Source organism: Marinifilum breve, assembly GCF_003202155.1.
GTDB classification, from domain to species: domain Bacteria; phylum Bacteroidota; class Bacteroidia; order Bacteroidales; family Marinifilaceae; genus Marinifilum; species Marinifilum breve.
Genome location: NZ_QFLI01000003.1, coordinates 258302 through 271414, shown reverse-complemented (window position 1 = coordinate 271414; position 13113 = coordinate 258302). Strand labels below are relative to the sequence as shown.

At 38.2% G+C, this 13113-nt stretch carries 7 protein-coding genes; 6 read left to right on the top strand and 1 reads right to left on the bottom strand.

The window, feature by feature from the left end:
- Nucleotides 1-26: 26 nt before the first annotated feature.
- From rplL to DF185_RS08750, 4 genes are all read left to right on the top strand, one after another.
- The gene (gene rplL, locus DF185_RS08765; protein WP_054716172.1) at nt 27-401 is read left to right on the top strand and encodes a 50S ribosomal protein L7/L12; all 375 of its coding nucleotides are present in this window, start codon (nt 27-29) and stop codon (nt 399-401) included.
- A 105-nt stretch (nt 402-506) separates the two neighbouring features.
- Nucleotides 507-4319, top strand: coding sequence for a DNA-directed RNA polymerase subunit beta (gene rpoB, locus DF185_RS08760; RefSeq protein WP_110360376.1), 3813 nt, complete (start codon nt 507-509; stop codon nt 4317-4319).
- An 83-nt stretch (nt 4320-4402) separates the two neighbouring features.
- Nucleotides 4403-8665 carry a DNA-directed RNA polymerase subunit beta' gene (gene rpoC, locus DF185_RS08755; protein WP_110360375.1) on the top strand — a complete coding sequence of 1421 codons (4263 nt, stop codon included), beginning with the start codon at nt 4403-4405 and terminating at the stop codon, nt 8663-8665.
- Nucleotides 8666-8800: 135 nt separating this feature from the next.
- Nucleotides 8801-9127 carry a DUF3467 domain-containing protein gene (locus tag DF185_RS08750; RefSeq protein WP_110360374.1) on the top strand — a complete coding sequence of 109 codons (327 nt, stop codon included), beginning with the start codon at nt 8801-8803 and terminating at the stop codon, nt 9125-9127.
- A gap of 25 nt (nt 9128-9152) precedes the next feature.
- On the opposite strand, the gene DF185_RS08745 is transcribed toward DF185_RS08750, so the two are convergent.
- Nucleotides 9153-10622 (bottom strand): carbon starvation CstA family protein, encoded by a 1470-nt coding sequence (locus tag DF185_RS08745; RefSeq protein ID WP_110360373.1) that lies wholly within the window; start codon nt 10620-10622, stop codon nt 9153-9155.
- A gap of 478 nt (nt 10623-11100) precedes the next feature.
- On the opposite strand from DF185_RS08745, the gene DF185_RS08740 reads away from it, so the two are divergent.
- Nucleotides 11101-11976: an electron transfer flavoprotein subunit beta/FixA family protein gene (locus DF185_RS08740; RefSeq protein ID WP_110360372.1), complete on the top strand. Its 876-nt coding sequence runs from the start codon at nt 11101-11103 to the stop codon at nt 11974-11976.
- Nucleotides 11977-12073: 97 nt separating this feature from the next.
- Complete coding sequence (locus DF185_RS08735) at nt 12074-13093, top strand: electron transfer flavoprotein subunit alpha/FixB family protein (RefSeq protein ID WP_110360603.1); 1020 nt, start codon at nt 12074-12076, stop codon at nt 13091-13093.
- Nucleotides 13094-13113: the final 20 nt, after the last annotated feature.

The window sequence follows — 13113 nt, the reverse complement described above, 5'->3', positions numbered from 1 at the left end:
ATTAAATTTTAAAAACTGAAGGAAAAATGGCAGATTTAAAAAAGTTTGCAGAAGAATTAGTTAATTTGACTGTTAAGGAAGTAAATGAATTAGCTGAAATCTTAAAAGAAGAATACGGAATTGAACCAGCTGCTGCTGCTGCAGTTGTTGCTGGACCTGCTGCTGGCGCTGAAGGTGGTGCTGCTGAGCAAACTGAGTTTGACGTAATTCTAACTTCTGCTGGTGGTTCTAAACTAGCTGTAGTGAAATTGGTTAAGGAATTAACTGGTTTAGGTCTTAAAGAAGCTAAGGCTGCAGTTGATGCTGCACCAGCTCCATTGAAAGAAAAAGTTTCTAAAGAAGAAGCTGAAGCACTTAAAGCACAATTAGAAGAAGCTGGAGCTGAAGTTGAGCTTAAATAGAAGCACTAAAACCTATATATAAGGTTATTTGGTTTAGAGTTCCTAACCGGGACTCTAAGCCTTTTTGTTGTTTATTATCGTTTAGGTTCAATTAATTTTAAGTAAATGTCTTCAAATACTATTAGTCAAAGAATTAGTTTTGCTTCTAATAAAAATCAGCTTTCATATCCTGATTTTCTAGAGGTACAATTAAAATCTTTTCAAGACTTTTTTCAACTGGAAACAACTCCAGAGAAAAGAACGAACGAAGGATTATTTAAGGTATTTAGCGAGAATTTCCCAATTACCGATACCAGAAATAATTTCGTATTGGAGTTTCTCGACTATTTTGTTGATCCGCCCCGTTACACAATCGAAGAATGTATCGAAAGAGGCTTAACTTATAGCGTACCGCTAAAAGCTAAGTTAAAACTTTACTGTACCGATCCTGAACATGAGGATTTCGATACAGTAATTCAGGATGTATATTTAGGAACTGTTCCTTACATGACTGAAAAAGGTACATTCGTAGTTAACGGAGCAGAACGTGTAGTTGTATCTCAGCTTCACCGTTCACCAGGTGTATTCTTTGGACAAAGTGTACACGCAAATGGAACCAAGTTGTATTCTGCCAGAATTATTCCTTTCAAAGGTTCCTGGATCGAGTTTGCTACCGACATCAATAATGTGATGTATGCATATATCGATCGTAAGAAAAAGCTTCCTGTAACAACTTTGCTTCGTGCAATTGGTTACGAGAGTGATAAAGAAATCCTAGAGATTTTTAACCTTGCTGATGAAATCAAGGTTTCTAAAACCGGTTTGAAAAAAATCGTTGGAAGAAAACTTGCCGCTCGTGTTCTTAAGTCATGGATTGAAGACTTCGTAGACGAGGATACTGGCGAGGTAGTATCTATTGAGCGTAATGAGGTGGTTATTGATCGTGAGACAATAATCGAACCAGAACATATAGAAGAAATTCTTGAATCGGGTGCAAAAACTATCTTATTGCACAAAGAGGAACAAAACCTTGCTGATTATGCGATTATTTATAATACGCTTCAGAAAGACCCTTGTAACTCTGAAAAAGAAGCAGTTCTTCACATTTATCGTCAGTTGCGTAACTCTGAGCCACCAGATGAGGCTACAGCTCGCGACGTGATCGATAAGTTATTCTTCTCTGATAAGAGATATGATTTAGGTGATGTTGGTCGTTACCGCCTAAATAAGAAATTAGGTTTGAACACTGATGGTGATACCAAAGTGTTGACCAAAGAAGACATTATTGAAATTATCAAGTACCTAATCAAGCTGTTGAATGCTCGTACTGATGTGGATGATATTGACCACTTGAGTAACCGTCGTGTTCGTACAGTTGGTGAACAACTTTATACTCAGTTCGGAGTAGGTTTGGCACGTATGGCCAGAACCATTCGTGAGAGAATGAACGTTAGAGATAATGAGGTATTTACTCCAATTGATTTGATTAACTCGAAGACTCTGTCTTCTGTTATCAATTCATTCTTTGGAACGAATGCATTGTCTCAGTTCATGGATCAAACCAACCCATTGGCTGAGATTACACACAAACGTAGAATGTCGGCCTTAGGTCCTGGTGGTCTTTCCCGTGAAAGAGCAGGTTTCGAGGTTCGAGATGTACACTACACTCATTACGGACGTTTATGTCCTATTGAGACACCTGAGGGACCAAACATTGGTTTGATTTCTTCCCTTTGTGTGTTTGCTAAAATTAATAATTTAGGTTTCATCGAAACTCCTTATCGTAAGGTTGCTGATGGTGGTGTTGATTTATCTTCTGCAGGTGTTGAATATCTATCAGCTGAAGAGGAAGAAGGATTGACAATTGCTCAGGCAAATGCTCCTTTAAATGATGATGGTAGTTTTGTAAATCCTAAAGCAAAATCTCGTAAAGACGGCGACTTCCCATTCGAGGAAATTGAGAATATCGATTTGATGGACGTTGCTCCTAACCAGATCGCTTCTATTGCGGCATCTCTGATTCCTTTCTTGGAACATGATGATGCGAACCGTGCTTTGATGGGATCTAACATGATGCGTCAGGCAGTTCCTGTAATTAAACCAGAATCTCCAATTGTTGGTACTGGTTTGGAAGGAGATCTTGTTCGTGATTCAAGAACTCAGATTAGTGCTGAAGGTACTGGTGTTGTTGAGTTTGTTGATGCAAATAAAATTGTTATCAAATACGATCAAACTGAGGAAGAAGCATTTGTTAGTTTCGAAGGAGATACCAAGACTTACAATATTCCAAAATATGGAAAAACCAACCAGGGTACTACGATTGACCTGAAACCAATTGTTACAAAAGGACAAAAGGTTGAAGAGGGACAAATTCTTACTCATGGTTATGCAACTCAAGATGGTGAGTTGGCTCTTGGACGTAACTTGAAAGTGGCATTTATGCCTTGGAAAGGTTACAACTACGAGGATGCGATTGTAATTTCAGAACGTATCGTTAAGGATGATGTATTTACATCAGTTCATGTTGACGAGTACACTCTTGAAGTTCGTGACACGAAACGTGGTATGGAGGAATTAACTTCTGATATCCCTAACGTTAGTGAAGAAGCAACTCGTAATCTTGATGAAAATGGTTTGATTCGTATTGGTGCGAATGTTGAACCAGGTGATATCTTAATTGGTAAGATTACTCCTAAAGGAGAATCAGATCCATCACCAGAAGAGAAGTTATTGAGAGCGATCTTCGGTGATAAAGCGGGTGATGTTAAAGATGCTTCGTTGAAAGCTTCTCCATCATTGCGTGGTGTGATTATCGATAAGAAATTATTCTCTCGTTCTGTTCGCGATCGTAAATCGAAACAATCAGATAAGCCATTAATCCAAAAATTGGATGAAGAATTGGCATCACAAATCACTGCCTTACAAGCTAGATTGGTTGAAAAACTATTCACTCTTGTAAATGGTAAAACTTCGCAAGGAGTTAAAGATTATTTAAGTGTTGATGTTATTCCTAAAGGTGTTAAGTTCACTCAGAAATTGTTAGCTGATATTAATTTCTTGGAAATTAATCCTAACAAGTGGACAACTGATAAGGATAAGAACGAAACAATCAAAAAGCTTTTACACAATTATATTATCAAGTTCAAAGAGCTTGAAAGTATCAATAAGCGTAAAAAATACAATGTAACCATTGGTGATGAAATGCCAGCAGGTATTATTCAAATGGCGAAAGTATATGTAGCTAAGAAACGTAAGCTTCAGATTGGTGATAAGATGGCAGGTCGTCACGGTAATAAAGGTATTGTTTCTCGTGTTGTAAGAGACGAGGATATGCCATTCCTTGAAGATGGAACTACTGTTGATATCTGTTTGAACCCACTGGGTGTACCTTCACGTATGAACTTGGGACAGGTATTTGAAACTGTACTAGGTTGGGCAGGTATGGAGTTAGGATTGAAATTTGCTACTCCAATTTTTGATGGTGCGTCATTGGATGAAATTACAAGTTATACTGATAAAGCAGGTGTGCCTGCATTCGGTAAAGCATATCTTCACGATGGTGGAACAGGTGAACGTTTCGACCAGCCTGCAACAGTAGGTGTGATCTATATGCTGAAACTTGGTCACATGGTTGATGATAAGATGCACGCGCGTTCTATCGGACCATACTCACTTATTACTCAGCAACCACTTGGTGGTAAAGCTCAGTTTGGTGGTCAGCGTTTTGGAGAGATGGAGGTTTGGGCACTTGAGGCATTCGGTGCTGCTCATATTCTTCAAGAAATCCTTACCGTTAAGTCGGATGACGTTATAGGTCGTGCCAAAGCTTACGAATCTATCGTTAAAGGTGATCCAATGCCAAATCCGGGTATCCCGGAATCTCTAAACGTGTTACTACACGAATTAAGAGGTCTTGGCTTGAGCGTAAAATTAATTTAAGCCTTATATTATAAAGTGAATGTTCGGATTTCCGTTCATTCACTTTTATAGAATAATATTGTTAATTTCCTAATTTTCAACATATGGCATTCAGAAGAGATAAACAAGTAAAGAGCAATTTTACAAAAATCTCTATCAGTCTTGCTTCTCCAGAAGAAATTCTTGAAAGATCAAGTGGAGAGGTTTTAAAGCCTGAAACCATCAATTATCGTACTTATAAGCCGGAACGCGATGGATTATTCTGTGAAAGAATTTTCGGTCCCGTTAAAGATTATGAGTGTCATTGTGGTAAGTACAAGCGTATCCGTTATCGTGGTATTGTTTGTGACCGCTGTGGTGTTGAAGTAACAGAAAAAAAGGTTAGACGCGAAAGAATGGGACACATCCAGTTGGTTGTTCCTGTTGCGCACATCTGGTACTTCAAATCATTACCAAACAAGATTGGTTATCTTTTAGGATTACCTACCAAAAAGCTTGACACAATTATTTATTACGAAAGATACGTAGTAATTAATCCAGGTGTTAAATCAGCTGATGGTATTAAATATTTAGATTTTCTAACGGAAGAAGAATACTTAGATATTCTTGATGAACTTCCAATGGAAAATCAATTTTTGGATGATGATGATCCAAATAAGTTTATTGCTCAAATGGGAGCGGAAGCTTTGTATAGCTTGTTAGGTCGTTTAGATCTTGATTCTTTATCATACGATTTACGTCACAAAGCAAATACAGAAACTTCTCAGCAACGTAAAAATGAAGCATTGAAGCGTTTGCAAGTAGTTGAAGCTTTCCGTGAGTCACAAGGAGTAAACAATCCAGAATGGATGATTGTTAAAGTTGTTCCTGTGATTCCACCAGAACTTCGTCCATTGGTACCATTGGATGGTGGGCGTTTTGCAACTTCAGACTTGAACGATTTGTACCGAAGAGTAATTATTCGTAACAATCGTCTGAAGAGATTAATTGAAATCAAAGCTCCAGAAGTAATCTTACGTAATGAAAAACGTATGCTTCAGGAAGCAGTTGATTCATTATTCGATAACTCACGTAAATCTAACGCGGTTAAGACAGAAAATAACCGTCCTTTGAAATCACTTTCAGACTCATTGAAAGGTAAGCAAGGTCGTTTCCGTCAAAACTTGTTGGGTAAGCGTGTTGACTATTCTGCTCGTTCGGTAATTGTTGTTGGACCAGACTTGCAAATGCATGAATGTGGTCTTCCAAAAGACATGGCAGCGGAATTGTACAAGCCTTTCGTTATCCGTAAATTGATTGAGAGAGGTATTGTAAAAACTGTAAAATCAGCTAAGAAAATTGTAGATAGAAAAGATCCTGTAGTTTGGGATATCTTGGAAAATGTACTGAAAGGACATCCGGTTCTTCTTAACCGTGCTCCTACTCTTCACCGTTTGGGTATTCAGGCATTCCAACCTAAATTGATCGAGGGTAAAGCAATTCGTCTACACCCACTTGCTTGTACCGGGTTTAACGCCGACTTTGATGGTGACCAGATGGCGGTTCACTTGCCACTTGGTAACGAAGCAGTATTAGAGGCTCAAATGTTAATGTTGTGTTCTCACAATATTTTGAACCCTGCTAATGGTGCTCCAGTTACAGTTCCTTCTCAGGATATGGTATTGGGTCTTTACTACATTACCAAGCCTAGAAAAGGAAGCAAAGGGGAAGGATTAACTTTCTACTCAGCAGAAGAGGCTATGATTGCTTTCAACGAGAAAGCAGTAGACCTTCACTCTGTAATTAAGGTGAAAGTTAAAGATTTGAATGAAAATGATGAATTGGTAGATACTATTGTTGAGACTACTATTGGTCGTATCATTTTGAATCAATTTACTCCTGAAGGAGCTGGTTTTATTAATCAGTTGATTACTAAAAAAGCACTTCGTGATATTATTGGATATGTATTCAAGAAATGTGGGGTTGATGCCTGTGCGAAATTCTTGGATGATATCAAAGACTTAGGTTACCGTAAAGCATTCGAAGGTGGTCTTTCGTTTAACTTGTCGGACGTTATTGTTCCTGCAGAGAAGGAAGAGCTTGTTGCTGAAGGTTACGCCCAAGTTGAAGAAGTGTTGACTAACTATAACATGGGTTTCATTACCAATAATGAACGTTACAATCAGATTATTGATATTTGGACACATGTTAATGCTAATTTGACCCAAACATTGATGAACCAGTTGATTGCCGATAATCAAGGTTTTAACTCGGTTTACATGATGCTTGATTCTGGAGCTCGTGGTTCTAGAGAGCAGATTCGTCAGTTGGGTGGTATGCGTGGTCTGATGGCAAAACCTCAGAAATCAGGTGCTACTGGTGGTCAGATTATTGAAAATCCGATTCTTTCGAACTTTAAAGAAGGTCTTTCTGTATTGGAGTACTTTATTTCTACTCACGGTGCTCGTAAGGGTCTTGCGGATACGGCATTGAAAACGGCCGATGCGGGTTACTTAACTCGTCGTTTGGTTGATGTTGCACAGGATGTTATCATTAATGAGAGAGACTGTGGTACATTAAGAGGTCTTACCGCTACAGCGATTAAGAATCAGGAAGAAGTTGTTGCATCTCTAAGTGAAAGAATTCTTGGTAGAACTACTGTACATGATGTTTATCACCCAATTTCAGGTGAGTTAATCGTGAAATCAGGGGTTGAGATTACTGAAGAGATTGCTCAAACAATTGAAAATTCTCCGATTGAACGCGTTGAGATTCGTTCGGTACTTACTTGTGAGTCTAAACAAGGGGTTTGTGCTAAATGTTACGGACGTAACCTTGCAACAGGTAAGGCTGTTCAGAAAGGTGAAGCAGTTGGTGTTATTGCAGCTCAGTCAATTGGTGAGCCGGGTACACAGCTTACTCTTCGTACCTTCCACGTAGGGGGTACCGCGGGTAACGTTTCTGCTGAAAACTCTGTTGAATCGAAATACGATGGTTACGCAGAATTCGAAGAATTAAGAACTGTAGAACATACTCCTGAAGAAGGAGATAAGCATGATGTTGTAATTGGTCGTTTGGCTGAATTACGTATCATCGATAAAAACACCAACATTACCTTGACTACCCATACAATTCCTTATGGATCTAAATTGTATATCAAGGATGGTCAGGACGTTAAGAAAGGTGACTTGATTTGTGAGTGGGATCCATACAATGCTATGATCGTTACTGAATTCTCAGGTAAGGTTACTTTCGACAACTTAATTGAAGGTGTTACTTATAAAGAGGAATCGGATGAAGCGACTGGTTTTGCTGAGAAAGTAGTTGTAGAATCTAAAGATAAGACTAAGAACCCTAGTGTTAAGATTTTGAACTCAAGTGGTGAGGTATTGAAATCTTACAACTTACCAGTAGGTGCTCACATTTCTGTGAACGAAGGTGAAATGGTTGTTTCTGGTCAGTCTGTTGTTAAGATTCCTAGAGCTCTTGGTAAAGCAGGTGATATCACCGGGGGTCTTCCACGTGTTACTGAGTTGTTCGAGGCTCGTAACCCATCTAACCCAGCTGTTGTTTCTGAAATTGACGGTGAGGTTACATTTGGTAAGATCAAGCGTGGTAACCGTGAGATTGTTGTTACAACCAAAACAGGAGATGTTAAGAAGTACTTGGTGCCTCTTTCAAAACAAATTCTTGTTCAGGAGAACGACTATGTAAGAGCGGGAACTCCATTATCAGAAGGTGCTACAACTCCAGCTGATATCCTATCGATTAAAGGTCCTACAAAAGTTCAGGAATATATCGTGAACGAAGTACAGGATGTATACCGTATGCAGGGTGTGAAGATTAACGATAAGCACTTTGAGATTATCGTTCGTCAGATGATGCGTAAGGTAGTTATCGATGATCCGGGAGATACTAAGTTCTTGGAGAAACAAATTATTGACAAGATGGAATTCATGCGTGAAAACGACGAGATTTTCGGTAAGAAAGTGGTTGTTGATGCAGGTGATTCAGACGAGTTGAAAGCTGGACAGATTGTTACAGCAAGAAAACTAAGAGATATCAATTCTATCTTGAAGCGTCGTGATATGAAGCTTGTTGAAGCTCGTGAAGCTATCGCTGCAACTTCTACTCAGATCTTGCAGGGTATCACAAGAGCAGCTCTTCAAACTAAGAGTTTCATTTCTGCTGCATCGTTCCAGGAGACTACTAAAGTGTTGAATGAAGCTGCGATTAGCGGTAAGATGGACAAATTAGAAGGTCTGAAAGAGAACGTTATTTGTGGTCACTTGATTCCTGCAGGTACAGGTTTAAGAGAATACAAAGATGTTGTAGTAGGAGCGAAAGAAGAGTACGAAAAGCTTCTTGACAATAAATCAGAATTCTAAAATATAGGACTCTAAATATTAAAGGGTGTTTCCATTGGGAACACCCTTTTTTATTGTTTAGAATTGGCAGAACATTCAAAATTAATTTCCTAATTTTACCAGTGTAGATCAGAAATCAATAAAAATAGATACATTATGAGTGATAAAAAGCCTTCAGGACAAATAGATATTCAATTGAAAGAAGAAGTAGCACAGGGAACTTATTCTAATTTAGCGGTAATTACACATTCGAGCTCTGAATTTGTGGTAGACTTTGTAAGAGTAATGCCAGGGGTTCCTAAAGCCGATGTTAAATCAAGAATTATATTGACACCTGAACATGCAAAGCGTCTTCTACTGGCCTTGCAAGATAATATTCACAAGTTTGAAAGCATGCATGGACCAATTAAGAATGTAGAAGAAAATAACGGACCACAAGGACCTGTGATTCCAATGAACTTTGGACCTACTGGCCAAGCATAAATAAAAGGAAGCATTTAGCTTCCTTTTATGATATCTTAGATAATTTGAAAACTGATTGTTTAGTACTTCTCTTTTTCGCAGCTATCAGGAACCAGGTAAATACCAGCACTGCTATTACAATCCCAATAGAGTATCCCAATGATGGATCAATAGCGAATCCAGCATTTTTATTAGGGGCAACCAATATAAATGTAGCGCAAATGGCTGTCATAAAGACAGCGGGTAAGCTGACAATTAAATGATTTTTCTTCTTTTCTACCAGATACATTGCAGCTGTCCAAAGCATAATCATGGCTAATAATTGATTGGTAAGACCAAGAAATTTCCAAATGGTTCCAAAGCTAAGTTGAGAAAGTATAAAGCCCAATACAAAGAGTGGAATGGAAACTATTAGTCTACTTTTTAAAGATTTTTGTTCCAACTTAAAGAAATCAGCAATCATCAAACGAGCACTTCTAAAGGCCGTATCTCCAGTGGTAATAGGACATGCAATTACACCGACAATTGCGAAAATTGCGCCAACTTGCCCAAGCCATGAATTACAAATCTCATTAACTACCCAAGCTGGGTTGTGACCAGAAGAAATTGTATTATTTAAATCGATTGCTGTTCCAAAATAATTCATTGCGGCTGTTGCCCAAATGATGGCTACAATTCCTTCTGCAACCATGGCTCCATAAAATACAGGACGGCCATAGCTTTCCTTTTTCATGCAACGAGCCATCATTGGTGATTGTGTTGAATGGAAACCAGATATTGCACCACATGATATTACAATAAACATCATAGGGTACAAGATATTTTGCAAAGGGTTGGAATGCATGTTTTTCATTTGATCCATGGATAATTCACTCAGATGTATACTACCGTTAAATCCATTGTATATCATGACACCTGCAATGCTAAAGGCCATGATTAATAATGAAGCTCCAAAAATGGGATAAATCTTACCTATAATTTTATTGATGGGAAGTAAGGTTGCGATTAAATAGTAGGCAAAAATACCATACAACCAGTATTGTAAGCCACCACCACTTAAATCTTTAAGTAATCCGGCAGGACCGGTAACAAAGGCAACTCCAACCATTATTAATAGTGCAAAGGTGATGATGGCCAAGATTACTTTTGCAGGAAGCCCCAGGTACTTTCCAACAATCTCCGGTAAACTGGCTCCATCGTTTCTAATGGACAACATTCCGGAAAAGTAATCATGAACTGCTCCCATAAAAATACAGCCGAAAACAATCCAAATATAGGCAACAGGACCATACATGGCACCTAGTATTGCACCAAAAATAGGACCTAAACCTGCTATGTTTAAAAACTGAATGGTAAACATTTTCCAGGGTGGCATAGGAATGAAGTCTACACCATCTTCCAGTCGAACTGCTGGAGTTTTAATGTTATCATTGGCTCCAAAGAAGCGTTCAATGAACTTTCCGTAAATAAAATATCCAATTACCAATGCAGTAATTGCGGTTAAGAATGTAATCATACTAATAATCAATTTGGATCAAAATTAGCGATTTTTAATAAATCGAATCATTGGGGTCCTGCTTTAATTAGATTGTAAGGGGAGTTGTTGACCAGCAATGAAGAAAATAAACGATTTATTTCTTTATTAATGACTTGCTTATTTTGAATTTATCATTTATTCTAAAGAAGAGTTATATCACAAGACACTGATAAATAGTAGTATTCTAAGAGACTGTTATCATGGAAAATAAAAAAGGATTAATGAGTCTTTTATGAACTAATTCCCAAGCGCAATTAAGATTTGTTTTAAGTACTCTAATCTTTATATTTGCTAAGCTCTAAAATTTGCAAATTCAATTGTGAAATGAGCAAACCTGAATATAGAAATAATAATTAGTGATTAGTTGATTTACTTAGATACAGAATAAGGAGTGATTATTTTATTTTGGGGTATCTCAATAAATTAACGTCAAAACTGATGTAAAAACACATATAGAATGAAAGGTTTAAAAATTGTTGTTCTTGCGAAGCAGGTTCCTGACACGAGAAATGTTGGGAAAGATGCAATGAAAGCGGATGGAACTGTGAACAGAGCGGCTTTGCCGGCAATCTTCAACCCTGAAGATTTGAATGCATTGGAACAAGCATTACGTTTGAAAGATAAGTACGAAGGCACAGAAGTTACTCTTTTAACCATGGGACCAGGTAGAGCTGCGGAAGTTATTCGTGAAGGTCTATACCGCGGAGCCGACAATGGTATCCTTTTGTCTGACCGCGCATTTGCTGGTTCTGACACATTGGCTACTTCATACGCTTTGTCATGTACCCTTAAGAAAATGGGTAAAATTGATGTTATTATTGCTGGTCGTCAGGCAATTGATGGTGATACAGCTCAGGTAGGACCACAGGTTGCTGAAAAACTAGGATTACCACAAATCACTTATGCAGAAGATATCGAATCTGCAGAAAAAGGAAAAATTGTTGTGAAGCGTCGTTTAGAACGTGGTGTTGAAACAGTTGAAGGTAAATTGCCAATGGTTGTTACCGTAAATGCTTCTGCTCCTGAGTGTCGTCCACGTAACGCGAAGTTTGTAATGAAATACAAGCATGCTAGAGCGGTTTCTGAAATGCAAAATGCAACAGAAGATTATATTGCACTACACAGCAATCGTCCATACCTAAACATTGGCGAGTGGAGTGTTAATGATATCGATACGAATGCAGAAGAGCTTGGTTTAACAGGATCTCCTACAAAAGTGAAATCTATCGAAAACGTAGTTTTCCAAGCTAAAGAGGCTAAGGTTCTTGAACCAACCGATGCTGATATGGGTGAGTTAATGAAAGAATTAATTGCTAACCACACTATTGGATAACAAGTCAGTTAACAGTTATCGGTTACCAGTTAATTATTAATTAACTGTTTACTGCTCACTGTTCACTGAAGAAGTGAAATTTAAAAAAGATTATACCGTGAATAACGTATTTGTATATTGCGAAATAGAAGAAGGTCAGGTTGCAGATGTAAGTCTTGAGCTTCTTACAAAAGGTAGAAAACTAGCTGACGATTTAAAATGTGAGTTAGAAGCTATCGTAATCGGGCATGAATTAAAAGGTGTGGAAAAGCAAGTTATGCCTTTCGGTGTTGATAAGGTATGGATTGCTGATGATAAGCGTTTGTATCCTTATACAACTCTTCCTCATACTTCAATCTTGGTAAAATTATTCGAAGAAGAAAAACCACAAATCGCTTTGATGGGTGCAACTAGCATCGGTCGTGATTTGGGTCCTCGTGTTTCTTCTGCTCTTCACTCAGGTCTTACTGCTGACTGTACAAGTCTTGTAATTGGTGACCACGAAGACAAGAAAAACAAGAAAGAATACAAAGACTTGTTGTATCAGATTCGTCCTGCATTTGGTGGTAACATTGTTGCAACCATTATCAACCCTGATTGTCGTCCACAGATGGCAACTGTTCGCGAGGGTGTAATGAAGAAGGAAATTGTTTCTGACGCATACAAAGGAAAAGTTAAAAATATCGATGTAGAAAAATATGTGAAGCCAGAAGACTTTGTAATTAAAGTAATCGAGCGTCACATGGAGAAGTCGAAAGTTAACATCAAAAACGCAGGTATTATTGTAGCTGGTGGTTATGGTGTTGGTTCAAAAGAGAACTTTGCGCTTTTAACTGAATTGGCAGAAGTGATTGGTGGTGAAGTAGGTGCTTCACGTGCTGCTGTTGATGCAGGTTTCGCTTCTCACGAGCGTCAAATTGGTCAAACAGGTGTTACTGTACGTCCTAAGTTGTATATCGCTTGCGGTATCTCAGGTCAGATTCAGCACACTGCTGGTATGGAAGAATCGGCAATGGTTATTGCGATCAATACCGATAAAAATGCACCAATCAACGCTTTCGCTGATTATGTAATTACAGGAGATATTGCTACTGTATTACCAAAAATGATTAAGCAGTACAAAGAGAATACGAAGTAATCTGTATTTCTTTTAGCTTA

What these genes read in the sequence shown, in the direction of transcription:
- rplL (WP_054716172.1), top strand. Translation starts at nt 27, where the DNA reads ATGGCAGATTTAAAAAAGTTTGCAGAAGAATTAGTTAATTTGACTGTT.
- rpoB (WP_110360376.1), top strand. Translation starts at nt 507, where the DNA reads ATGTCTTCAAATACTATTAGTCAAAGAATTAGTTTTGCTTCTAATAAA.
- rpoC (WP_110360375.1), top strand. Translation starts at nt 4,403, where the DNA reads ATGGCATTCAGAAGAGATAAACAAGTAAAGAGCAATTTTACAAAAATC.
- DF185_RS08750 (WP_110360374.1), top strand. Translation starts at nt 8,801, where the DNA reads ATGAGTGATAAAAAGCCTTCAGGACAAATAGATATTCAATTGAAAGAA.
- DF185_RS08745 (WP_110360373.1), bottom strand. Translation starts at nt 10,622, where the DNA reads ATGATTACATTCTTAACCGCAATTACTGCATTGGTAATTGGATATTTT.
- DF185_RS08740 (WP_110360372.1), top strand. Translation starts at nt 11,101, where the DNA reads ATGAAAGGTTTAAAAATTGTTGTTCTTGCGAAGCAGGTTCCTGACACG.